Here is a 26,369-nt window from a genome sequence, read left to right as displayed (position 1 = left end):
ACGGTGCCGGCGGCGGGTCGGCCCGCCGCCGGGCACCGGACTGCGGGGTGTCAGTTCCGGGCGTAGTACCAGGACAGGGCGTCGTCCGGGGCCGCGGCGGCGGAAGGCGCGGGGGACGCGAAGCGGGCCCGCAGCTCGTCGAGGCTGGGCAGCATGCCCAGGACCGTCTCGAACGGGACGCCGAAGTCGACCAGGCACGCGATCTCGCCGACGCCGATGTCGCTGAGCCGCCGCACCACCTTCGCGCACTTGTCGGGCGTACCGAGCAGCGAGCGGCGCTGGTAGAAGTCCTCCGCCGCGATGTCGACGAGCGCCTTGTGCTCGGCGTCGCTCATGGCCGACGACGCTCCGTCGACGGCGGCGTCGTTGCGCTTCTGAGCGACGAAGGAGGACAGGTAGTTCCGGACCGGATCGTGCACGATCCGCTTCACTTCCGCCTCGTCGTCGCCGACGAACGTGTGCAGACCCACGGTGACGATGCCGGACGCCGGGTCGAGCCCGGCCTCGGCCCGCGCCCCGCGGTAGGCGGAGATGTTCTCCTCCAGGCGCTCCCAGCTGTCCAGCAGCGTCAGGACGTTGAGCCCGGCGCGGCCCGCCTGGAGCCACGTCTGCGGGTTGGAGGTGTGCACCAGCCACAGAGGCAGCTCCGGCTGGTGCGGGCGCGGGTAGGTGCGCACGTTCAGGGGCTGCCCGTCCGGGCCCGGGAACGCCACCTGCTCCCCGCGCCACAGGGCGCGCAGCGTCTCGATGTGCCCGAAGGTGTACTCCCGCCGCGTGTCGTACAGGTCGGGGTGGAAGACGAAGTCGCCCTTGTGCCAGCCCGTGGCGAGGCAGATGCCGACGCGCCCGCCGGAGAGCTGGTCGACCAGGGCCCACTCCTCGGCGACCCGCACCGGGTGGTGGTGCGGCAGCACGACGCTGCCGGCCCGCAGGTGCAGGTTCTTCGTCGTGGCCGCCAGGGCCGCGCTGAGGACGGACGGGTTGGGGAAGCTGCCGCCGAACTCCTGGAAATGGCGCTCCGGGGTCCAGATGGCCTTGAAGCCCTTGTCGTCGATGGCGCGGGCGACGTCGAGGACGAACCGGTACCGGTCCCCGAAGCCGTTGCGGTCGTTGGAGGAGAAGAAGTAGACGCTGAAGTCGGTCATGAGCGCGGTCCGTTCGGAGCGAGAGCGGGCAGGGTGCGGGTCACGACCTCGGCGATGGCGCGCAGGTTGTCCTCCAGGACGATCGTGAAGTGGTCCGCGTCCAGGTCGTGGACGCTCACGTCGTCCCCGGCGAGCGAGCCGAGCCCGTTGGTGGTGTCGGAGTCGTCCCGCCCGATGGCGGGCATGCCGTACGGGTTCTCCGCGGCGGAGAAGCCCTTCGTGGCGTGGAAGACCGTCGTGCGCACCGGGCGGGCGAACGGCCGGGCCTCGTAGTCGAGCAGCAGCTTGCCGTTGAGGTCGAGCAGGGCGAAGCGGGTGCGGACCAGCCGGTGCACCTCGTCCGCCGAGAGCTGCGCCGGGGAGCCCTCCACGACATGCCGGGTGACGTGGTCGATGGCCTCGTCGCTGGACATGCCGATCAGTTCGTCGATGGTCAGCGTCGGATCGGCCTTCCACAGCTGGGAGGCGGAGTTGCCGATCAGCATCAGCGTCACCGCGTCCTGGTTCTCCTCGGTGATCACCGTGTTGTCGACGCCGTTCCAGGCACCGGTGCCCGGCAGCAGCGCGTCCACCAGGTACAGGCGCGACACCTCCTGACCCGCCTCGACGAGCTGACGCGCCATCTCGAAGGCGAGGATGCCGCCGAAAGAGGCGCCGCCGAGCACATACGGTCCCTCGGGGTGCTCCTCGCGGATCTCCGCCACATAGCGGGCCGCCATCGCCTCGATCGACGGGAACTCGGTGAACCGCAGGTCGGAGTCGAGCTGCTCCAAGCCGTACAGCGGGTGCTCCATGCCGAGATACCGGGACAGGTAGATGCAGTAGCTGACATCCCCGAACAGGTGGTGCACCCAGAACGACGGCGTCTTGCCGCCGCTGCGGTTGATCGGCACCAGGAAGTGGCGGTCCTCCGCAGGCACGGTGCGGACCTCGCGGTCGGTGATCCGCAGCGGTGTCCGCGCCGCGGGCGTCGGCTCAGCGGTGCGCGCGGCCAGCAGGGCCGCGCCCTCGCGGGACACCGCACCGCCGGGCACCGTCACCGGTTCCAGCAGCGCCGGCGGCGGCACGAGCGCTCGGTCCCAAGACCTGGCGTCGGGTGTGGCCAGGACGGCGGTCCGGCCGGCCAGGGCCAGCGGGCGGACCGCGGTGTCGCCGGCCGCCCGGCGCAGCACCCCGCGCCAGTCGGCGGCGAAGGCCAGGCGCTCGGCGAGTTCCGTGCCGCGCAGGGGAATGCCGGGCAGCAAGGAGAGGGACTCCGCGGCCCACCGCAGGGCGGACTCACGGTCCGGACCGGTGCCGGTCGTCGTCAGCGGACTGCCGGACCACACGGCGGCGAACTGCTCGGCCACGGCCCGGACGTCCGCCGCGGCGTCCTCCGCGAGCGTGGCGTCGGGTCCGGGTGCGTCCAGGAGGATCAGCTGCGCGACCTCGTGCCCGGCGTCGGTCAGGATCCGGGCCGTCTCCGCCGCCAGACGCGCGGCGATCGAATGCCCGGCCAGTCGGTACGGGCCTACGGGGCGGTCGGCCAGGATCGCGCCGGCGCACGTCTCGGCGAGCTCGGTCAGACCGTGGCCGTTGTTCGTGCCGTGCGGCGCCGGGGAGGTGAACTCCACGCCCCGGACCGTTCCTTCGGCGCCGAGCCAGGCGCGCAGGTGCAGCAGCCAGGTCAGTTCGCCGGTGGCTCCGGGCAGGCCGTACAGCGGTGTGCCGGGGCCGTCATCGCCGAAAGGGACGACGGCTGCCTCCGGGGCGGCGGCGACCGGCTCGGCGGGCGCCTCCGACGTGTGCGGGGCGGCTGCTTCGGTGTCCCCGGCCGCCGTGCCGTGCGGGGAGACACCGTACTCGTCGATCAGGTGCTGGACCAGGCTGTTCAGGGTCGTGCACTCGAAGATCGCTGCCATCGGGATGTGGTCGCCGAACGCCGCCTGGATGCGCTGCATGATCCGCAGGGCGGAGATCGAGTCGACGCCGTACGCCGCCAGGTCCCGGCCGGCGTCCACGGACTCGGGCGGCAGCCCGATGCCCTCCGCCAGGAGGACCCGAACCTGTGCGGCCAGTTCCTCGGAGGAACCGGAGGCCGGGCCCGCCGCGGACGCGCCGGTCGAGTCGGCCGCGGTCGCGGCGGTGGGCTGGACCGGGACGGACGGGGCTTTGGGCCCAGGGCCGGTGACGGCGGTCGTCGGGGCGGTGCCGTTCGCCGAAGGAGCGGCACCGCCCACGGGGGAAGCCACCGGGAGCGGTGGGGCGGTGGGGGAGACCGGGCCTGCCGCGGCGGGGGTGGGCGTGGCCGGGGCCGCCGGAACCGCCGCCGGAAGTGGGGCGGGCGGCGCCGTGGGACTGGGAGCGGGGTTCGCCGGCGCTGCGGCCGGGGCAGGAGCGGCCGGCGCGAGGGTCGGAACCGGAGGCAGCCAGTGGCGCTCGCGGGCGAACGGATACGTGGGCAGTCCGGCCACCCGGCGCCACGGGGCACCGGCGTGCAGCGCCGACCAGTCGATGTCCGTGCCGCGCACCCACAGCGCCGCCGCCTTGCCGAGGTCACCGGACCGGGCCAGCTCCAGCACACGTGCCCGGTCGTCGTCGTCGAGCAGGCCGGCGGCGGTCCGGTCGGGGGCGGCCGGGGTGGTCTCGACGGCGAGGTCGTTCTTCTCCCCGGTGGCGAACGCCCGCAGCGCGTCCGCCAGCCGGGCGGCCGAGTCGGTGACCACGGCCAGACGGCGCTCCAGCGTGGGCCGCCCGAGCTGGAGCGTGCGGGCCAGTGCCCGCAGGTCGACCGCGTCGCCGCCACGAGCCGCCGCCCGTGCCACGTGGTCGGCGAGCAGCGCCGCGTACTCCTTGAGCCGGTCGTCGGTGCGGGCGCTGAGGACGAACAGTTCGGGGGTGCCGTCGTGGACGTCGGCCGGACGCGGGTCGACGAACTCCTCGACGACCACATGGGCGTTGACCCCGCCGAAGCCGAAGGAGCTGACCCCGGCGAGCCGGGGCGCCTCGGCCCCCGAGGCGGTGCGCGGCCGGTCCCAGGGACGGGCCGAATCGACCAGGTGGAACGGGCTGCCCGCCAGGTCCAGCAGCGGATTGGGCCGCTCGACATGCAGGGTCGGCGGGAGCATGCGATGGCGCATCGCCAGCACGATCTTGATCAGACCGGCGATCCCCGCCGCGGTCTCCAGGTGGCCGACGTTGGTCTTGACGCTGCCGAGCCCGATGAACTGGCCCCGATCGGGGCCCACTCCCAACTCGCGGAACGCCTGGGTCAGGCCGTTCAGTTCGACCGGGTCGCCCAGGGCGGTCCCGGTGCCGTGCGCCTCGACGTAGCCGACGAGCAAGGCATCGGTGCCGCCGCGCCGGTGGGCCGCCGTGATCACGGCCGCCTGCGATCCGGAGTTCGGCGCGGTCAGCGAGGCGGCCCGGCCGCCGTGGTTCACCGCCGTACCGCGCACGAGCGCGTACACCGTGTCGCCGTCATGCAGGGCCGCCGACAGGGGCTTCAGCAGGACCGCGCCTACCCCCTCACCACGCACATAGCCGTCGGCGCGGTGGTCGAACGTCTTGCAGCGGCCGTCCGCGGCGAGCATCCCGGACTTGCCGAACGCCAGGTAACCCGTGGGGGTCAGGGTGAGATTGACGCCGCCGGCGATCGCCGCCGAGCACTCGCCGTCCTGGATGGCCCGCACCGCGCGGTGCACGGCGACCAGACTGGAGGAGCAGGCCGTGTCCACCGGCTCGCTCGGACCGCGCAGGTCCAGCAGGAAGGAGACCCGGTTGGCCAGGACGCTGTGCGCGTTGCCGGTGGCCAGTTGGCCGTCTATCTCGACGCCGGACTGGAGCAGCAGCGTCGCGTACTCGGTGGAACCACAGCCGACGAAGACGCCCGTATCGGTGCCGGCCAGGGACGCGGGGTCGTGCCCGGCGTCCTCGACGGTCCGCCACACCGTCTCCAGGAAGAGCCGGTGCTGCGGGTCCATCAGCTTGGCCTCGCGCGGCGAGATGCGGAAGAAGCCAGGGTCGAACAGGTCGGCGTCGGCGAGGAAGCCGCCCCAGCGGGAGGGCACCTTCTCCGGGTCGGTGCTCGGGTCGCCGTAGATGTCGTGCCAGTCGAAGCGCTCGGCGGGGATCTCCCCGACGAGGTCCCGTCCGGCCAGCAGATGGGCCCAGTACGCCGGGAGGTCGGGGGAGCCGGGGAAGGACCCGGCCATGCCGACGACGGCGACGGGCTCGTCCGCGTGTCCGCCCGGGACCTCCTCCCGTACGGCCGTCGGGGGTGCGGGCTCCTGCCGTGCGGCAGCGGGTTCGTCCCGTGCGGGGGCCGGTGCCGCCGCTCCGGCGGTCTGCCGGGCCAGCGCCTGGACCAGCGCCCCGACGTTGCGGAACCCGTACAGGTCGGCCGGGTTCAGGGCGGTGCCCAGCTCGGCGTTGACCCGGTCGGCCAGGTCGATGACCGTGACCGAGTCGAAGCCGAAGTCGCTGAGGTGCTCGTCCAGGCCGATGTCCTCCGGCCGTACCCCCAGCACCGCCGCCACCGCGTCCACCACGGTCGTACGTATGCGCTCGACGGCCTCCGACGCAAGGTGGCCGTTGGTCTCTGACACGTCGTTCTCCTCCAGGTCCGAGGGCTGCCGGGACTGTGATGCCCGGGATGTGAAAGCGGCGGGCGCCGGGGTGCGGTGAGGCGTTTCCGCGCGGTCCGCGTCGGGCGTCCGGGCGGCCGTGGCGGGAGCCGGCTCGGCGGGCAGGCGGTGCACCGTCCGCGCGAACGGGTAGCCCGGCAGCGACACGATCCGTCCGTCGGTGTGGCCGAGCGCCCCGTCCGCGCCGGTCAGCCGGGCGCCCGTGGCCCAGGCCGCGCCCGCCGCGACGAGCGTCGTGGTGCCGGCGCCGGCATCGACATCGGCGGGGACGGCATACTCGGTGTCCGCGTCGGCGGGGGCATGACCGGTGCTGACCCGCTCCGGCCGCTCGCCCGCGAGGTGGCCGCCCAGCAGGGTCAGCAGCTCGGGCACGTCACGCGCGACGACGGCCAGCCGCCGGCCGAGGGGTTCACGGCCCGCGGCGAGCGTCCGCGCGACGTCCGCGAGCGCGGGCGCAGCGGTGCCGAGCGCCGCCAGATGATCACGCAACCGCTCGACGTGAGTGCGCAGTTGCTCCTCCCGGCGCGCCGAGAGCAGCACCAGCCGCGGCCCGTCCTGCGGAGCCGGTGTCCGTGCCGGGGTGGGCGGTCCGGCCACCACCACATGGGCGTTGGCACCGCCCGCGCCGAAGGAACTGATCGCGGCCACGCGCTCGGCCGGGGGCACGCGACCCGGCCATGGCTCCCGCTCGCGCACCAGGCGCAGTGTCCGGCCGTCGAACTCCTCGACCGGCCGCGGGCAGTCCAGCGTGGCGGCCAGCTCGCCGTGCCGCATCTGCAGCAGCACCTTGACCAACTGGGCCATGCCGGAGGCCGCTTCCAGGTGTCCCAGCGACGGCTTGACGGAGCCGACCGCCGTGCCGCGCCCGCCGAACACCCGGGCCAGCGCCGCGGCCTCCACCGGGTCGGCCAGCGGGGAGCCCGTCGCCTGGGCCTCGATGTACTGCACCCCATCAGGGCGCACGCCGGCGCGGGCGAGGGCCCGACGGAGCAGTTCCTCCTGCGCGTCTGCGCTCGGGGTGACCATGCTGTCGGTCGCCCCGTTCGCGTTGACGGCGGTGCCGAGCACCAGCCCGTGGACGCGGTCGCCGTCGCGCAGCGCCGCCGACAGCGGCTTGAGGACGACGGCGCCGACGCCTTCTCCGGGCACCATGCCGTCGGCGTCCTGGTCGAAGGAGCGGCTGCGGCCGTCCGGCGAGAGCATCTTCATACCGGCCAGCGCGGTGTGGTGGGACGGGTCCAGGATCAGATTGACCCCGCCCACGACGGCCGCGCCGCAGTCGCCGCGCCGCACGGCCTCGCCCGCCAGGTGCAGTGCCGTCAGCGCGGACGAGCACGCCGTGTCCACGGCGAGGCTCGGCCCGGTGAAGCCGAAGACGTGCGAGGTGCGGTTGGCCACGGACCAGTGCGCGGAATGGGCGTGCGCGTCGGACCCCGCGCCGCGCAACTCGGCGGCCAGCACCTGATAGGGACTGTGCATCAGGCCGGCGAACACGCCGACACCGGTGCCGGCCGTGGCCCGCGCCGAGCGCTCCAGCCCGGCGCGCGTCGTCCCCGCGTCCTCCAGCGCCGTCCACACTGCCTCCAGGAACAGCCGCTCCTGCGGGTCGCTGCGCTCCGCGTCCCGCGGCGACATCCGGAACACCAGCGGGTCGAAGGCCTCCACGTCGTCGAGGAACGCGCCCCAGCGGCCGGTGCCGTCCGCGCCCGCCGGGTCCCAGCGGTCGCCGGGCACCTCCGTGACGGCCCGACGGCCCGCGCGCAGGTGATCCCAGAGGCCGTCGAGCGTGTCGCCGCCGGGGAAGCGGCCGGAGACTCCGACGATCGCGAGGGGGTCCTCCACGGCCGACGGCGGCTTGGCCTGGGCCTCTGCCAGGTCGGCGACGGGAGCGTGCGCGGTGGCCGAAGAGGTCACGGTGCGAGGCGCATGGGTGGCGGCCGGTGCCCGCGTGGTGACCGGAGCGGCCGTCGCAGCGGGTGCTCGCGCGGCGACCGGAGTGGCCACCGTGCCCGGTGCCGGGGCGGCTGCGGCAGCCTCCTCCGAGGCGTCGCTCCCGGCCGGCTCGGGCCGTGCTCCGGCCGGCACGGGCCGCCTGCGGCGCCGGGTGGGCACCGTCGGCGTGCTGGTGTCGACCAGGCGGACCAGCGGCTGCGCCGGATCGTCCAGCAACGCCTCGACCACACCGCTCAGGGAGGTCGACTCGTAGGGAATCGTGCGCGGGACGGGGCCGAGGTCGGCCTCGATCCGGTCGACGACCTCCATGCTGACGAGGGAGTCGGTGCCGTAGGAGGACAGCGGCGCGGCCGCGTCCAGCTCCGTCTCGTCGAGCCCCAGCACATCGGCGAAGATCCGCCGCAGATAGGCCGTGGCCACCTCGGCCAGTTCGGCGCCGGACGCCGGCGGCTCGGCGGCGGGCTCCGTCGCCCCCGCCCCGGTGAACCGGGCGAACGGCTCCGCGGCAGCCTCCAGCAGTGCCGCCGCGACCCCGTCGAGGGACGTCGACTCGAAGGGCACGTGCCGCGGCGCGGTCCCCAGATCGGCCTCGATCCGGTCGGCGACCTCCATGCCGACGAGGGAGTCGGTGCCGTACGAGGACAGGGGCGCCGCGGGGTCCAGCTCCGCCTCGTCCACCTTCAGTACGTCGGCGAAGACCCGCCGGAGATAGGCCGTGGCGGCCTGGGCCAGGTCGGGCACCGGCGCCTCGGGAACCGGAGGTGCGGCCACCCGCTGCGAAGGCGCCGGCTCATCGGTCGCCGTACCGGCCGGTTCCGGGGCCCGCTGCTCGGGCACCGGCCAGGCGTCGCGCTCGGCCAGCAGCACGTGCTGGCCCGCCGCTGTGTCGTCCGGCCCGGCCGCGCCCACGGTCCGCACCCCGCGCAGCCCGGAGTCCAGCAGCACCGACCGCCAGGCGCCCGGCGTGAGCAGCGGCGAGTGGGGCTGCCGCAGCTCTCCGTCGTCGTACGCCCACCAGCCCTCGGTCAGGCCGAAGATCATGGTCACGGCGTCCAGTACCCGCGTGCCCTCGTTGACCACCAGCAGCCCTCCCGGCCGCAGCAGCCGGGCCGCGGCACGCACGTTGTGCCGTACGTCGGGGGTGGCGTGCAGCACGTTCGCCGCCAGGACGACGTCGTACCCGCCCTCCTCGAAGCCCTGGGACGCCGGGTCCCGGGCGATGTCGAGGACCGAGAACCGGGCCTGCGGGTACGGCTCGGAGAACCGTTCGCGCGCCTTGCGGACCAGGCCGGGGGACAGGTCGGTGAACGCGTAGTCGAAGCGGTCACCGAAGGGCTGGAGCGCGTCGAGGACGGGACGGCTGGTGCCGCCGGTGCCCGCGCCGATCTCCAGCAGCCGCAGCCGTTCGTCACCTTCGCCGAACCGGTGCTCCGCATAGCCGGCGACGGCAGCCGCGCACACCGCGTTGAAGTGCTCCGAGCGCGGGTCGTCGTGGTAGAGCGGCGCCAGCTTGTGGTCGCTGCCGCCGGGGAAGAGCACCGACAGTCCGCTGCGCCGGCCGCACAGCACCTCCGGCAGCACCTCGGTGCACTCGCGCAGCAGGTCGGCCAGCGCGGTGGCGTGCGGATAGGCGGATACCAGACGGTCGCGCAGGGCCGCGGCGGCCGCCGGGTCCGGAACCTCCGGCTCGGTGGCCGGAACGGTGAGCGTGCCGTCCGGGTTGGCTGTGAGGTGTCCGCCCCGGGTCAGCGCGTACAGGGCGGCGTCCAGCAGCCGCTCCTGGACGGGCACGACGGCGAGACGGCGGACGAGCTCGTCGCGGGCCACGGTCGTGCCGGGCTCGGGCCACGCGCCGTGGCCGAGGAAGGCGTCGCGCAAGAGCACTCGCGCGTACGGCTCAAGGGATGCGAAGAAGTCCGCCCCGGTCAGTCGTGCGTCGTCGGCGGTCCGCCTGCGTGCCGCGGTCTCGGCCACGCGCACGGCTTCGGGCGAGGCGGGCGAGGCGGGCGAGGCGGACGAGACGGCCGGTGGACGCCCGGCCGGCTCGTCCCCGGACCCGGCGAGCCGTACCGGTGCCACCTGCACGGCGGGACCGGCGAGCACCCGCCGGAAGGCGTCGAGACCGGCCGAGTCGCTGATGGGCTCGACACCGAGCCGGGCGGTCACCCGGGCCCGGTAGTCGTCGGTGGCGACCGAACCGCTCTCGCCCCACAGCCCCCAGTTGAGGATGCGCACCGGCCGGTGCAGCCGGGCGGCCAGGAAACGGCCGTACGCGTCCTGGAGCGTGGACGCCGCCGCGTAGTTGGCCTGTCCCGCATTGCCGTTGTGCGAGATGGCGGACGAGAACACGGCGAAGAAGTCGAGCGGTTCGCCGGCCAGCACCCGCTGGAGCACGACCGTGCCGTACGCCTTCGGACCGAACGACGAGCGCAGCGTCTCCTCGTCCATCCGCGAGAGCGTGCGGTCGTTCAGTACGAACGCCGAGTGGACGACGCCGTCCACGCCGCCCCACGTCTCGCGCATCCACGTCACCGCCCGTCGCAGTGCGGCCTCGTCGGTGACGTCCGCGGCCGTGTACGCCACCTGGTCCGGCACGGCGGTCAGCAGAGCCCGGGCGCGCTCGGGCAGCTCCTCCTGCGGCCTGCGGCCCGTGAGCAGGACCCGGGCGCCGTACGCCGCGGCCAGGTGCTCGGCGACGACCGTGCCCAGACCGCCGGCGCCGCCGGCGACCAGATAGCGGCCGCCTTCCCGCAGGGGAAGTACGTCCTCGCCGCCGGACACGTCGACGCGCTCCAGCTCCTGGGAGTACCGCACCCCGCCGCACAGGGCGACCGGGTGCGCCGGACGGGCGGCGGGCTCGGCGGTCAACTGCCCGGTCAGGGCGGCCCAGTCGTTCAGCCGGGCGCATCGCAGCAGGTCCTCGCGAGCGACGTCGACACAGCTGAGGGAGAGGAAGCCGAGCTCGCGCGACGCCGCGGCGACGAGTCCGGGCAGCCCTCCGGAGAACGGGTTGCGGGCCGGCAGGGCCTCGTCGGTCGCCTGCACACCGGACGTCACCACGTGCACGCGTACGCCGGTCCGCGCGCGCTGCGCGTCCAGGGCCTTGAGCAGATGGAACAGGGCCACCGGGCCGCGGTCCAGCGCCTCCGTCAGCTGACCCAGGTCGTCGGCCGAGTACAGCCGTTCCTCGACGCCGCCCAGGAACCAGATGGTCCCCGGGTCACCGGCCTCGTCCAGCACCCGGCCGAAGGACTCCGCCGAGAGGGCGACGTCTTCCAGCAGCACGTGCCGGACCGGGTGCCCGGCCGCCCGGTGGCGAGCGGTCAACGCGCTGCCCAGGCCGTGATCGCGGGCGGTGCCCAGGACGAGGACCGGACCGCTGCCGCCGGCCGGTGCCGGCCGGCCCGCCGCCGACGGGCGCCACACCGGGCGGTACAGCGGAACGCTGTCCTCCGCAGTGGTTCCCTCCCGCGCGGGCGCCGCGGACCGGGCGGCGGGGCGGGCGATGCGCAGCCCCTCGAACCGGGCCAGCACGGTGCCGTCGGCGGTGGCCAGGGCGATGTCCGCCCGCGCGGTGCCGCGCTCGGCGTCCTGGGCCACCAGCGTGACGTGGGCGTAGCGCGCCTGAAGAGGTGATGCGCCGAAGGTGATCCGGGACGCCGAGGCGGGCAGCGCGGTGCGGCCGTCGTCCTCGGGCAACACCCCTTGTACGGCGTGCAGAGCGCTGTCCGTCATCGCGGCCTCGGTCGCCCACGCCGGGGCGTCCGACCCGGGCCGGGACAGCTCCGCCAGGGCCTCGCGGTCTCCTCGGTGCAGTGCGACCAGTCCCCGGAACAGCGGTCCGTACCGCAGTCCCGCGGCCTGCGCCCTGTCGTACACCTCGGTGGCGTCGACGCGCCGGGTGCACCGGGCGCGGACCGCGGCCACGTCGAGCCGGCCGAGGGCCGCTCCGTCGCCGGCGGCGAGCCGGCCGCTGGAGTGCACCGTTCCGGTCCCGGTGCCGCACATCTCGAAAGACGTGCCGTCCCCGGTGAAGCGGACGGCCACGTCCAGCGTGTCGTCCTCGACCTCCAGCGGCACCCGCCAGCGGACGTCCTGGAACACCACGGCGCCGTCGGTGAGTCCGGCCGCCTGCCGTGCCAGCCCCAGCTGGACGACCCCGGCGACCACGGGCCGGCCCAGCACCGTGTGGTCGGCGATGACCGCGTCGGTGCGGCGGATCACCGCGAGCCCGGTGTCCGGGGTGTCGGCCGCTTCCTCGACCAGATCCACCCAGTACCGCTTGCCGCCGAACGGATACGACGGCAGTGGCACAGGTGTCGGACGAGGACCGTCCGCGAACGCCGCCCGCCAGTCGACGAGAGCTCCGGCCACCCAGGCGTCGGCGAGCTCGCCCCAACGCCCTTCCATCGACGAGGGTCGTACGTCCGCGGGTGCTTCGCCACCATCGGCGCGACCGGTGCGCACGGCCGGCGACACCTCGCCGTCCAGGTGGCCACGCAGGCGGGCGAGCAGTTCGCCGACCGACGAGGCGACGACCGCCAGCCGGTGGTCCCACTCCTCCCGGCCGGTCAGCAGGGTGAAGGCGATGTCGCGCAGCGCGCGGTCCGGGTCACGGGCGAGGTCGTCGACGAGGTGCTCGACCCTCTGCCGCAGCTGCTCGGGAGTCCGCGCCGAAAGGCCCACGGCGTACGGGCGGCCGTCGTCCCCGGAGCCCTGCGGAGCGGGCCATTCCTCCAGGACCACATGGCCGTTGGCGCCGCCCGCGCCGAAGGAGCTCACCGCGGCGCGGCGGGGTGCGCCTTCCGGCGCGGGCCAGGGAGCGGTGGTCCGCTGCGGTCGGAACGGGGTGGTCTCCAGGTTGAGCCTGGGGTTGACCGGCTCGCTGTGCAGTGTCGGGACCAGGGTGCGGTGCGCGAACTGCAGCACGACCTTGGTGATGCCGCACACCCCGGCCGCCGCCTCAAGATGGCCGATGTTGGACTTCACGGAGCCGATCGCGCAGAACCCGGTGTCATCGGTGTACTCGGCGAACGCCCGCTTCAGTCCCTCGACCTCGACCGGGTCGCCCAGGGCCGTCCCCGTGCCGTGCGCCTCGACGTACCCGATGGTGCGCGCGTCGACGCGGGCGGCCCGCAGGGCGTCCGCGACGACCGCACCCTGGGCGCGCGGGGTCGGCACGGTGTAGCCGTTGCTGCGGCCCCCGTGGTTCACGGCGGTTCCGCGTACCACGGCGTGGACGCGGTCGCCGTCGGCGAGGGCGTCGGACAGCCGCTTGAGAATGAGCGCCCCGGCGCCCTCGCCCGGCACGAAACCGTCACCGCCCTCGCCGAACGCCCGGCAGCGGCCGTCGGAGGCCAGCAGCCGCATGTCGGTCAGCGTCGCGTACTTGATCGGGTGGATGTTGACGTTGACCCCGCCGGCGATGGCCATTCTCGTCTCGCCCGACAGCAGACTGCGGCAGGCCAGGTGCAGCGCGGTCAGCGAGCCCGAGCAGGCGGTGTCGAGGACCATGCTGGGGCCGTGCACGTCCAGGACGTAGCTGAGCCGGTTGGCGATCGAGTAGTCCATGGAGTGCGCGAACACCTTGTTGCCGCGGCCCCACTGCTCGGCGCCGACGAGGCCGTACTGGGAGCCCGTCACACCGACGAAGACGCCCACGGAGTGCGTGTCGCCGACGCGGGTGGTCTCGTGCAGCCTGCGCCGCGAGTATCCGGCGTGCTCCAGCCCGGCCCAGGCGACCTCCAGGAAGATCCGCTCGTTCGGGTCGAGCTTGGCGGCCTCGCCGGGCGAGATGGCGAAGAAGAGCGGATCGAAGCGGGCCACGTCGTCGAGGAAGCCGCCCCACTTGCCGGTGATCGCGCCGGGCGTGCCCCGCCGGGCGGCGAGGTGCCGGTCGTTGTCCCAGCGGTCCCGGGGGACCTCACGGATCAGATCGGTGCCGGCGGCCAGCGACTGCCAGAATTCCGTCAGGTCGGCACCGCCCGGATACCGCCCGCCGACGCCCACGATCGCGACCGCCTGGTCGTAGGGCAGACCGCCGCCGAGTTCGCCCGGCGCTGCCTGCGCCGGCTGCTTCCGGTCCACGGAGGCCGGTCCCGTGACGGCCGGCGACCCGGCCGGCCCGGCGGCCCGCGGGGTGTCCGGACCCAGGGCCGAGCGGAGGGCGTCCGGTCGCCGGTCGGCGAGGAAGCGCGCCAGCTCGGCCACGGTCCGGTACTCGAACAGCAGAGTGACCGGAAGGTCGCCGAAGCGGTCCTCCAGGGTGGCGGTGAGCTTCTTGATGAGGATCGAGTCGACACCGAAGGTGGAGAACTCCTGGTCGGCGCGGAGCCGTCCGGAGGGCAGTCTCGCCGTCTCGGTGACGAGGTCCAGCAGGTACGCTTCCGCGGCGGTGACCAGGTCCTCGCTGCTCACGGCGGTCGCGGCTGCGGCCTCTGGCCCCGCGTCGCCGGTGGCCTCCTCCGCGGACACCTTCGCCACCCAGGCGCCGATGCGGTCGGCCCGACCGTAGACCACCAGCGTCTCGGGCTCCCCGCCGACGACGGCGTCGGACAGGGCACGCAGCCCCACCTCGGTCGGCATGGGAAGCATGCCCTGCATCTCCTCCAGCACCCGCCGGTTGTCCGCCGAGATCGCCATGCCGCCCTCGGCCCACAACGGCCAGGCGACCGCCACCGACGCGCCGTGGCGCGAGCCCGCGGCGACCCGCCGGGCCCGGGCGGCGGCCAGCTCGCCCAGCGCCCGGTTGGCGGCGGCGTAGTCGGCCTGCCCCGGGGCGCCGAAGTAGGCCGACGTCGACGAGAACAGGACGAAGAAGTCGAGCGGCAGATTGGACGTCAGCCGGTCCAGGTGGTCCGCGCCGTCCAACTTCACGGACAGCACCCGGTGCGCCGACGCGGTGTCCTTGTTGACCAGGTAGGAGTCCTCGTTCAGCCCGGCGGAGTGCAGCACACCGTCCAGACCGCCGTACTCGCGCTGGGCGGCGTCGACGGCCGCCTGCGCGTCCCGGTGGCGGGTGACGTCCCCGCGGACGTGGACGACCTGGGCACCCGCCGCCTCCAGACGGCGGAACTCGGCCAGTTGGTCCGCGTCGGGTTCGGAACGGCCGGTGAGGACCAGCCGGGCGTGATGCTCCCGGGCGAGCAGCGCAGCCAGACGCAGCCCGATGCCCCTGGCACCGCCGGTGATCAGGTACCGGCCGCCGTCGCGGAACGCGGACGGCCGGTCGGGACGGGCCGGGAGGGGGCGGAGCACCCGGATCTCCCGGCCGTCCGCGCCGTACCGCACCTGGGCCAGGCCCGGCCGGGCCGCGGACAGTTCACCGAGAGCCACCTGGAAGGCGTCCTCGGCCCACGCCGGCACGTCGTCGACCTGGACGCAGACCGCCCGCAGTCTGCGGTCCTCGGCGCTCGCCACCTGCGCCAGCGCGCCCAGGGCGGCGCCCGCCTCCGGGCGGGACCGGCCGGTGAGGAACACGACGGGCATCGGGCCTTCCGCCCGGTCGGAGATCAGGGCGCGCAGCGCGGGAAGCACCAGCTCGACCGCACGCCCGCACCGAGTGGTGCCGGCCGGCAGGTCGAAGACCAGCCCGCGCGGCCGCCTGCCCCGTGCGGTCTCCTTGCGCAGGTACGCCGTCCACGACTCCGTGTCCCCGTCGAGGTCGATGCCGAGCCGGACGGCCCGGACACCGGCCGGCAGGTGTGTGTCGGCGCCGTCCACCACGAGCAGGACGTCACCGGCCGTGACAGCGGGGTACGCGGCCGGGCGTGGGGCCGCCGGCTCCCAGACGGGGGTGTACCCGACGAGTTCCATGCCGCCGGCCGGGTCGGCGCCGCCGCCCGCGCGGGCGAGCAGCCGGGCGGCCACCGCCGGGTCGAGCTGCCCGCCGCGGACTCGCTCGAGTACCAGGCGGCGGACGGTTTCGGTGTTCGGTGTCATCGTTCCATCCCGTCGTTCCGGACCAGGCTCAGGTCCACGTCGTCAACGGTCAGTTCGCCCCGGCTCAGGGCGTCGAGCATGGCGACCAGCTCCTCGGGGGCGTCGTCCTCGGCGGTCGCGGAGGTCCGGTTCCCGCGATGGTCCGCATCGGCGGTGTCGGGGTGTGTGCCGGCCTCGGCCGTCGCCCAGAACGTGCTGGGCGCGAAGGGGTAGCCGGGAAGGCTCACCCGGCGGACACCGGCCGGGGAGAGGGCGGCGAGAGCTTCCGCGCCGGCTTTCCCCTCGACCCACTGGCGGCCCAGCGCCCGCGGATCGTCCGTGGGCCCGGCGACCGGCCCGGCGCTGCCGGCCCGGCCGGTGAACAGGCGGTCGTCGCTGCGGCCCGTGGCGTGCGCGCGCAGCGCCGTGACCAGCTCCGGGAGCGTGCCGGCGACCACGGCCAGGCGGTGCTCCAGCGCGCTCCGGCCAGTGCGCAGCGTGTGTGCCACCTCGGCGGCGGAGACCGTACGGTCGCCGTCGAGGCGATCCGCCAGCGCACGGGCCGCGTCCCTCAGCCGACCCTCGTCGCGGGCCGAGAGCACGAACAGTTCGAGCCGGCCCGCCTCGACGGCGGCGGCGCCCGGAGCGTGGTCCGGGTACTCCTCCAGGATCACGTGGGCGTTGGAGCCGCCGAATCCCATCGAGCTCACGGCCGCCCTGCGGGGCAGCGTCCCGTCCCGGTCGTCGGTGGGCGCCGGCCAGTCCTCACGGCGGTCCGCGATACGGAACGGGCTGCCGTCCAGGTCGAGGAGCGGGTTGGCCTCGTGGAAGTGGATGCTCGGCGGGATCTCGCCGTACCGCAGGGCGAGGGCGGCCTTCACCACGCCGGCGAGACCGGCCGCGGCCTCCAGGTGTCCCATGTTGGACTTGATGGACCCCACCGCGCACCAGGCGTCCACGCGCTCGTCCTCCCCGAGGCCCGCACGCTCCGCGAAGGCCCGGCGCAGGCCTCGCAGTTCGATCGGGTCGCCGACCTCCGTGCCGGTGCCGTGCGCCTCGACGTAGCCGATGGTGCGAGGGTCGGTGTCCGAGTCGCGGAGCACCCGTGAGATCAGCGCCGCCTGGGCGGCCGGGTTGGGCACCGGCAGCGACTGGGCGCGGCCGCCGTGGTTGACCCCGCTGCCGCGCACCAGCGCGTACACGGTGTCGCCGTCGGCCAGCGCGCGGGAGAGCGGCTTGAGGTACAGCGCGATGACGCCCTCACCCCGGCTGAAGCCGTTCGCGGACCGGTCGAAGGCATGGCACCTGCCGTCCGGGGACAGCGCGCCCATCTGGCCCAGCGCGACGTACATGTCGGGAGCCAGCAGCAGGTGCACCCCGCCGACCAGGGCGTTGGAGCACTCGCCGTTCTCGATGGCGCGCGCCGCGCGGTGCAGTGCGGTCAGCGAGCTGGAGCAGGCGGTGTCCACGGCCTCGCTCGGCCCGTGCACTCCGAGCTCGAAGGAGACGCGGTTCGCCAGCACCGTCTTGGCGTTGCCGTTGACGGCGTACGGCTCCCGGTAACGGCCCACGCGGGCGAGGTGCGCCGTGTAGTCGTGGGAGGTGGCGCCGACGAACACACCGGTGTCGCTGCCGCGCAGCGACGACGGCGCGTGTCCGGCGTCCTCCACCGCGTGCCAGGCCGTCTGCAGCATCAGCCGCTGCTGCGGGTCCATCACCTCGGCCTCACGCCCGGATATCCCGAAGAACTCGGCGTCGAACTCGGTGACCCCGTCGACGAAGGCTCCCCACTTGCTGTTGGTCGTGCCCGGCTCGCGGTGCGGGTCGCCGAACAGCGGTCGCCAGTCCCAGCGTTCCGCGGGGATCTCGGTCACGTGGTCGGTGCCCGCCAGCAGATCGCGCCACAGGGCCCGTGTGGTCCGTGCGCCGGGCATACGGACGGCCATGCCGACGATGGCGACGGGGTCCCGCCGCACAGCGCCATCGGTCCCGGTCTCGTCCTCGGGCCTCGCCGCCACAGCGGGCGTCATGGATGTCCCGGTGGTCACAGCGGTGCCGGGCTCGCGGGCGAAGCGGGCGCAGCTCTCCGGTGCGCGGGCCAGTAGCTCCCGGGCGAGCGCGGCGACCGTTCCGGCCTCGTAGAGCAGGACCTTGGGCAGCTTGCCGAAGTCCTCCTCCAGCTCCCGCACGAGCTGGATGGTGCCGAGCGAGTCGACACCGAGCTCGGTGAAGGAGGTCTGCTCGTCCACGCTGTCCGCCGAGACGGACAGGAAAGAGGCGACGACCTCCCGCAGATGGGCCCGCACACCTTCCTCGGGGTCGGCCGGCCCGGAGGCGGCGGGCGTCGCGGCGGCGGGCACCGTCCTTCGGGTTTCGTCCCGCGTGGTGGCGGACGGCGGACCGCCCTCGGCGCGCGCCACGATCACACACTGGTCGTCCTCGTCCGGAACGCCGTTGTCGTGCGTCTGCACCCAGCTCTGCGCGAAGCCGGCCCGCCGCAGGATGTCCTGCCAGCGGTCCTGCGCCAGCAACGGGGCGCCCGGCATCCGCTCGGTGTCCCGGCAGGTCCACCAGCTGGGGATCATTCCGAACAGCAGGAACTGGTAGTCGATGTTGGAGGTGATCTCGTTCAGCAGCAGCAGGCCGCCGTCGGACAGCAACCGGCGCAAATGGGCCGCCGACTTGGTGATGTCCTCCGTCGCGTGCACCACGTTGGACGCGATCAGCAGGTCGTACGCACCCTCCTCGACGCCCTGGGCGGCCGGGTCGTGCTCCAGGTTGAACGTGGAGAACACCATCGGCAGGCCCGCGTCGGCGAACTTGCGGCGCGCCTGGCGGAAGTACGAGGCGGAGATGTCGGTGAAGGTGTACTCGACGCGGGCTCCGTAGCCCGCCAGGCGTTCCACGACCGGCCCGGTGGTGCCGCCGGTGCCGGCGCCGACCTCCAGGATCCGCACCGGGCGGCCGGGGTCCCGCGCCAGGCGCTCGCGGACGTAGCCGTCGGCGAAGTGGGCCACCACGGCGTTGTAGTGGTCGGCGATGGCGTTGCCGTGGTAGACGCGGCTCAGCAGGTCCGCGACCTCCCCACCGAAGTACAGTTCGATTGCCGAGGTGCCGCCCGTCACGACGCGCGGGATGTGTGGGATCACGGCCCGGGCCAGCGCGACCAGGTCGCCGACCTCGGGGTGGTCGATCGTCAGGTCGTCGAACTCCTTCTCGACGAGGTCTCGTTCGGCCGCCGGGTCGGGCAGCGGACGCGGAGCGGCGGTCACCACGTCGGCGAGTCGCGCGACGTAGCGCTCGTACGGTTCGACGGGCGGCAGGCCGGCGAGGACATCGGCGCCGGACAGCTCACCGGTGGCACCCAGGTGCTCGCGAACCGAGAGGGCGGCGAGCCGGGAGCCGACGACACCCAGCCGGTCCAGGCCGCGCCGAACGCCGATGGCGTCGTACCCGGACCCGTACATGAAGGACCTGGCGGTGGCGAGAGCCTGGGCGGCAGGCCCCTCGGCGTCCCGCGCGGCGTGCCGAGCCGCGGTGGCGGCAGTGGTCGTGGTGTCCGGGGCCGGAGCCGCGGCGGTGAGAACGGGCGAAGGGGACGGATCCGCCGCGGTGGCCGGCGCGACCGGGACGGGCGGGGCCGCCGGCGCGGGTGCGGTGTGCTGCTCGGTCTCGCGCAACCAGAAGCGCTCGCCCCGGAAGGGCCGGCCGGGCAGATTCAGGCGTGGCGCGTCGGAGCCACCTGAGACCGGTGTCCACGCCACCGTCTCCCCGCCGGCCCAGCGCCGCGCGGCCGCGACGGCCGACGCGTCCGATCCGGGCGCCGCACGGACCGTTCCCGCGTCGACCGGCCCCGCGAGCAACGCGTCCAGTTCCGCGCGCAGTTCACCGTCGGTGGCGGCGACCACGGCGATCCGGGCGGGCAGCGGATCACGGCCCTGCTGCAGAGTGGCGGCCACCGCCGCCAGGCCGGGCCGCCCGTCGAGGGCGGTACGGTGCCGGCGCAGCACCTCGGGCAGCGCCTGCGCGGACGAGGCGGAGAACGGCACGACCAGGCTGCGGCCCCCCGCCCACGCCGTACGGGCGCGGTGCGGCGCCTCCTCCAGGACGACGTGAGCGTTGGCGCCGCCGAACCCGAAGGAACTCACCCCGGCCCGGCGCGGCACACCCGGCCGCGCGGGCCAGTCGGAGGTTTCCGTGGCGATGGCCAACTCCGCGCTGTCCAGGGCGAGATAAGGGTTGGCCTTCCGGAAGTCCGGCATCGCCGGGATCCGGCCGTGCTCCAGGGACAGCACCGCCTTGACGACTCCCACGACGCCCGCGGCGCCCTCGGCGTGCCCCAGGTGGGCCTTCGCCGTGCCGACGACGACCGGCGGGGCGTCGCCCGGGCGTCCGGTCAGCGCGCCGCGCAGCCCCTCGATCTCGATGGGGTCGCCGAGCTTCGTTCCGGTTCCGTGCGCCTCCAGCAGACCCATCGTGTGCGCCGGCAGACCGGCGTCACGCCAGGCCCGTTCGATGAGTTCGCTCTGCCGCTGCGGATTGGGCGCGGTGACCGTGCCCGTGTGGCCACCGTGACCGACGGCGACCCCCTTGATGACGGCCCGGACCGGATCCCCGTCGGCGAGCGCTGCGCGCAGCGGCTTCAGCAGGACCGCGGCGACCGCCTCCGCAGGCACGTATCCGTCGGCACGCTCGTCGAAGGCGTGACAGCGGCCGCTCGGCGACAGGGCCCCCGTCCCCGACAGCGACAGGTAGTGGCGTGGCGTCAGCATCAGGTTGGCGCCCGCCGCGAAAGCCATGGAGCACTCGCCGCGGCGCAGCGACTCCACCGCCAACTGCAGCGCGTGCAGCGACGAGGAGCAGGCCGTGTCGACGGTCAGGCTCGGCCCCGACAGGTCGAAGTGGTGCGAGGGCCGGTTCGCGGCCATCGTGGTGGCGATGCCCGTGGCGTCGTACGGCCCCGGCCGGCGGCCGCGGGCGATCATCTCGCCCTCGTAGTCGCGGAAGCACTCGCCGACGAAGACGCCGGTGTCGCTGCCGCGCAGCCCGGGCAGGACGGCCGCATCCTCGGCCGCCTCGTACAGCACCTCCAGCAGCAGGCGCAGCTGCGGGTCCATCGCCTCGGCCTCGGCCCGGGGGATGCCGAAGAACATGGCGTCGAACCGGCTCACCTCGTCGAGGAAGCCCCCGGCCGGGCACTCGGTCGTCCCCGCCGCGCCGTCGGCGTCGAGGTACCGGCCGTGGTCCCAGCGGTCCGCCGGCACGTCGCCGACCAGGTCCCGCCCGGCGAGCAGGGCGTCCCACAGCTCGTGGACGTTCGAGGCGCCGGGGAAGCGGCCGGCGAGGCCGATCACGGCGATGTCGCGGTCCGTCGCGTCGGAGTCGGGGGCGGGTGGTTCCACGACGGAGACACGCGCTTTCGGGGCGGGCGCGACGGTGGCGCTGTCCCGGGTGGCCGGTGTACCCGGTTCGACCGCCGTCCCCTTGAACGAGCCGTACCAGGCGCGCACCGCCTCGCCGTGCTCCTCGGCCAGGTGAGCCGCCAGCTCGGGGACACGTGTGCGACGGAAGAACACCGTGGGCGGGATCTCGACGCCCAGCTGATGCCCCAGCCGGGCACCCAGCGTCACCACGTCCACCGAGGTCAGCCCCAGCTCCATGAAGGTCCAGGCCGTCAGCTCCGCGGACAGGGTCGCGGCCTGCGGCAGGACTCCCGTCACCGTCTCGGCGATCATGGCCTCCAGTTCGGCCGCGAGCTCCGCGTCCGCCGGGCCGGCCACCCCGTCGACGGGTTCGGTCCCGCCGTCCGGGGCAGCCCCGTCGCCGGGGGCGGCCCTGCCGTCCGGGTCGGCCGTCCGGACGCGTTCCGGCCAGATGACCGCGAGCAGGCGCTCGACCTTGGCGCGGTCGCCCTCGAAGACCGCGAGCTGCGGCCCGTCGTGGGCCAGACCGGCCTCCAGCGCGGCCAGGCCGTGCGCCGTCTTCAGCGGCACCAGCCCGGTGCTCTCCAGCACCTGGGCCTCCACGGCCGGGTTGATCCGCATGCCGCCGTCGTCCCACAGCGGCCAGTTCACGGCCACGCTGCGGCCCCGGCGCTCGCCCCGCTTCACGAGCCCGTCCCGCCAGGCGGCGAAGGAGTCCATGTAGGCGTTGGCGGCGGTGTAGTCGGTGGTGCCGATGGATCCGAGCACGGCAGAGGTGGAGGAGAACAGCACCAGGTAGTCCAGCGGCCGGTCGGCGGTGGCCAGGTCCAGGTTGCGGGCGCCGTCGAACTTCGGCCCCAGCACCCGCCGGACGGAGTCCCCCGTCTTGGTGATCAGCAGGCCGTCCTCCACCACGCCCGCGGTGTGAATCACTCCGGTGACCGTGCCGAACCGCTCCTCCGCGGTCGCCACCAGCCGCCGTACGTCCTCCAGCCGCGTGACGTCGGCCTGGACGTACGCGGCGCGCGAGCCGAGCCCGGCCAGCTCGGCCAGGAACTCACGCTGCGTTGCGCCCTCCGGGGAGCGGCCGAACAGCACGATGTCGGGCTGGGCCGCGCGGGCCATGCGCCGCGCCACGTGCCGGGCGATACCGCCCGTGCCGCCGCTGATCAGGCAGGTGCCGCCCGGCCGGGCCAGCGGGGTGCCGGCGGGCAGCGGACGGGTGGGCGCGAAGCCGCGCACCTCGCGGACACCGGCCGCGGTGTGCCGGACCTCCAGGTCTGCGGGCGCCGACGCCTCAGCGAGCAGCACATCGGTCGTCCGTGCCGCGTCGTCCGGGGGCGCGGCGAACCGGACCGTGCTCAGCGGCAGCTTGGGCTGCTCCAGGCGCAGTCCGCGGGCCAGGCCGCCCACGGAGGCGTCCGGCGGGCACTCCGTGGGGGAGTGGTAGGCGTGCACGACCGGTAGGGCCACGCGGCGGCCCACCGCCCATGCCTGGCACAGCGCGTACACCGACAGCAGTCCGGTCGGCCGCTCCGGCGGTCCGTCGGGGGCGGAGCCGTCGAGGTGCCACAGGTGCAGGATCGCGGCGGGCACACGGCCCTCCTGCTCGAGTGCCTTGCGCAGCTGCCTGTGGTCCTCGGGGGAGTCGGGCGAGATGGTGAAGTGGTCGGCGGACAGCCGGGCGAATGCGCTGCCCGGGGTGACGAGCACCGGGCGGACGCGAGAACGCAGGGTCGCGCAGCGCGCGTCGGACGTGTCCAGCACCAGCACGGTCTCGCAGTCGAGCGGGACGGTGACCGGCGGGGTCGGACGGGGCGCCCAGGCAGGCTCGTACAGCATCACCTGGCGCAGGTCGTCCAGTGGGACGCTGCCGGTGCCGGGGACCGCGGTCTGCGGCTCCGGCGCGCGCTCCGGTCGGACGCTCCTCGGCTCGCCGGCGGGGGTGATCCAGTGGCGTTCCCCGGCGAACGGATAGGAGGGCAGCGCGATCCGTCGTCCGCCCGGCACCGGGGCAAGAGTGTCGGCGGCGCCGTTCGCCCAGGATTCGGCGAGCTTCTCGAGTACCGCCGACGCCTGCGCGGGCCCAACGGCTCCGGTCGTGGCCCGCCGGGCCGTGGCACGGGTGTGGGGCACCGCGGGTGTACGGCCCGCCGCGAACGTGTCGAGCGCGTCGGCCAGTTCCGCGGTGGAGGCGACGACGAGTGCGAGCCGCTCGCCCAGGTGGCGTCGCCCGACGGCGAGCGTGTGCGCGACGTCGGCGAGCCGCGTCTCGGGGCGCGCCCGCAGGGCGTCCGCGAGGTCGGCCGCCCGCCGGGTCAGCTGCTCGCCGGTGCGGGCCGACAGCGCGACGACCTGCCGGGCCGATGCCGCCTGCGTGCCGGCGGGCGGGGACTCGGGTGACACGTATTCCTCCAGGACGACATGAGCGTTGGCCCCGCCGAAGCCGAACGCGCTGACCGCCGCCCGCAGTGGCGCGGGACGCCCGGTGGCCGGGTCGGTCACCGGCGTCCAGGGCTCCTCGGCGGCCGGCAGGCGGAACGGTGACGCGGCGAAGTCGATGGCGGGGTTCGGGCGTCCCGCGTGCGGTGTCGGTACCAGGGTGCGGTGCCGCAGGCACAGCAGGATCTTGGTGAGCGAGGCGAGGCCGGCGGCGGCCTCGGTGTGGCCGATGTTCGCCTTCACCGAGCCGATCGCGCAGAAACCGACCGCGTCGGTCTCCTTACGGAACGTCCGGGTCAGGGCGTCCACTTCGAGCTGGTCACCGAGTGCGGTCGCCGCTCCGTGCGCCTCCAGCAGCGTCACGGCCGACGCCGGGAGGCCGGCTCGAGCCAGGGCTTCCTCGACCACCCGGCCCTGCGCCTCCGGGCTCGTGATCGTGTAACCGGGGGTGCGGCCGGTGTGGTTCACGGCCGATCCGCGTACGACGGCCAGGATGCGGTCGCCGTCCGCCTCGGCGTCCGCCAGCGGGCGCACGATCAGCGCACCCACGCCGTCCGCCGGGACGTACCCGGACGCGTCCGCGCCGAAGGGGCGGCTCGTACCGTCCTTCGCCAGCAGTCCGTTGGCCGCCGAGCGGACGTACTTGTACGGGTGCAGGGACAGACTCACCCCTCCGACCAGGGCCGTGCGGCACTCTCCTCGGCGTATCGCCTCACAGGCCTGGTGCAGTGCTGTCAGCGAGGACGAGCAGGCGGTGTCCACCAGGACGCTGGGACCGCGGAAGTCGAAGGCGTGGCTGACCCGGTTCGGGATGCCGCCGAGCCAGCTGAGCGCGACGTCCGTGCCGCCGTCCCGCACGCTCTCCAGGCCGTGCAGGTGGTAGTCCGCCCACATCGAACCCGCGAACACGCCCACGGGGCCGCCGGCCGCCGCCGACAGTGATTCCGGGGTGTATCCGGCGTCCTCCAGAGCCGACCAGGCGACTTCCAGGAACTGCCGCTCGTGCGGGTCCATCAGCTTGGCCTGCTGCGGCGGGATGTTGAAGAACAGCGAGTCGAACCGGTCGACGCCCTCGATGAAGCCGCCCCGCTTGAGGTACGAGCGGCCCGGCGTGCCCGGCTCGGGCGCGAACCAGGCGTCCGCGTCCCAGCGTTCGGCGGGCACGTCGTCCAGGCAGTCGCGTCCGGTGCGCAGCACCTCCCAGAACTCGTCGAGATCACGGGCACCGGGGTAGCGGCCGGCCACGCCCACGATGGCCATCGGGGCGTCGGCGGACGGCGGCGCGGCCGGTGCGGGCGCGGCTGTGTCGGCCGGCGGGGTGGTGTCGGTGGGGGCTTGGATGCCTTCGTCGGTGAGGTGGGTGACGAGTTGGCCGATGGTGGGGTGTTCGAAGAGGAGGGTGGGGTAGAGCTCGGTGTTCAGTGCGGTTTCGAGTTTTCCGGCGATGTTGAGGAGGTCGACGGAGGTGAGGCCGAGTTCGTCGTAGAAGCCCTGGTCGGGGTGGAGGGCGGTGGCGGGTTTGCCGGTCTGTTCGGCGACCAGCGAGGTCACGAGGGCGGTCAGGTCGCCGCCGGTGGCGGGAGCGGCCGGCGGGGTGGTGTCGGTGGGGGCTTGGATGCCTTCGTCGGTGAGGTGGGTGACGAGTTGGCCGATGGTGGGGTGTTCGAAGAGGAGGGTGGGGTAGAGCTCGGTGTTCAGTGCGGTTTCGAGTTTTCCGGCGATGTTGAGGAGGTCGACGGAGGTGAGGCCGAGTTCGTCGTAGAAGCCCTGGTCCGGATTGATGCCGGTGGCGGGTTTGCCGGTCTGTGCCGCGACCAGAGAAGTCACGAGCGTGGTGAGATCCCCGCTGGGAGCAGGGGGGACGACCTGCTCGGCGGGCGCGGGTGTCCGTGGAGGCGCCGTGGCCCGCGCCGCCCTCGCCTCGGCCAGCCGCCTGCCCTCCTCCGCGTGCTTGCGGATGTCCTCGGTGGTGCGGACCCGCTTCGCGCGGTAGCCGGTCAGCCGGACCGCGACCTCCCCTTCCGGCGTGCAGAGGTCGATGTCCGCCACGACCGCCTGGGTGCTGTCGTCGACCTGCAGGCTCGGCAGGCGCGGTGAGTGCACCAGCGTGCGCGCCTGAAGGGAACGGCGGGCGCGGAAGGAGTCGACGTAGATCGGAATGAAGGGCTGGACGATGCCGCGCCGCACCGGCTCGGGGAACTGCAGGAACGGCACGAGCACCGAGAAGTCCATGAAGACGGGGTGCACGTGGAAGTGCCCGAGCGCCTCGACCGCGCTGGGGTCCAGGTGCACGTCGGCGACCGAGAAGCCGTCGCCCGCGCCGACCCGACCCTGCACCTTCATGAACGGTCCGTGCTCGATGTCGAGTTGACGGGCCAGGGCGTAGAGGTCGTCGGCATCCAGCGAACCGGGGCCGGAAGCGGCGTCGAACCGGCCTGCCGGTACCGGCTCCGGCTCCCACGGGCCAGCGACATGGATCTCCGCCTGGAAGTTCACCTGCCACTGCTCGTCGGCCACCTCCCCGCCCAGCAGCGGACGGCTGCGTACGGTGACCGGCACCCCGCCGCGCCGCCCGGGCTCGCCGACCGTGACCTCCAGCTGGCGGTCGAGGTCGTCCACGGCGATCAGCGGTCGGATGAAGACACAGCGCCGGAGTTCGACCAGGGACGGATCGACACCGAGGTGACGGACCAGCCGCAGCACCAGGTCGAGATGGAAGACGCCGGGGAGGACCGGCGTGCGGTGGACGAGGTGGTCCCGCACGGCCGCGTCCCGCGCGGTGACCCGGGTGGCGAACCGGCGGCCCGCGAGGGACCGGAGTGCGGCCCCGGCGTCGAAGGACCGATGGATGTCGGACATCG

General features: G+C 74.3%; 3 protein-coding genes. All 3 read right to left on the bottom strand.

Translation table 11 applies throughout. The annotated features are described in order from the left end of the window. Positions 1-50: 50 nt before the first annotated feature. The 3 genes from RI578_RS01450 to RI578_RS01440 are packed head-to-tail and all read right to left on the bottom strand — an operon-like array spanning position 51 to position 26,367. Positions 51-1,145 carry a MupA/Atu3671 family FMN-dependent luciferase-like monooxygenase gene (locus RI578_RS01450; RefSeq protein WP_310869288.1) on the bottom strand — a complete coding sequence of 365 codons (1,095 nt, stop codon included), beginning with the start codon at positions 1,143-1,145 and terminating at the stop codon, positions 51-53. Next, positions 1,142-15,664 (bottom strand): SDR family NAD(P)-dependent oxidoreductase, encoded by a 14,523-nt coding sequence (locus RI578_RS01445; protein ID WP_310869287.1) that lies wholly within the window; start codon positions 15,662-15,664, stop codon positions 1,142-1,144. Before RI578_RS01445 ends, RI578_RS01450 begins: the two co-directional genes overlap by 4 nt. Next, positions 15,661-26,367: an SDR family NAD(P)-dependent oxidoreductase gene (locus RI578_RS01440; RefSeq protein ID WP_310869286.1), complete on the bottom strand. Its 10,707-nt coding sequence runs from the start codon at positions 26,365-26,367 to the stop codon at positions 15,661-15,663. Before RI578_RS01440 ends, RI578_RS01445 begins: the two co-directional genes overlap by 4 nt. Positions 26,368-26,369 lie beyond the last annotated feature (2 nt).

The organism is Streptomyces sp. BB1-1-1 (assembly GCF_031597775.1).
GTDB lineage: Bacteria > Actinomycetota > Actinomycetes > Streptomycetales > Streptomycetaceae > Streptomyces > Streptomyces thinghirensis.
Note: the sequence above shows the minus strand (reverse complement) of the source record. Positions and strands in the feature narration are given on the sequence as shown.

Excerpts from the sequence above, each read along its gene's own strand:
- RI578_RS01450 (WP_310869288.1), bottom strand. The coding sequence starts at position 1,145 with ATGACCGACTTCAGCGTCTACTTCTTCTCCTCCAACGACCGCAACGGC.
- RI578_RS01445 (WP_310869287.1), bottom strand. The coding sequence starts at position 15,664 with ATGACACCGAACACCGAAACCGTCCGCCGCCTGGTACTCGAGCGAGTC.
- RI578_RS01440 (WP_310869286.1), bottom strand. The coding sequence starts at position 26,367 with ATGTCCGACATCCATCGGTCCTTCGACGCCGGGGCCGCACTCCGGTCC.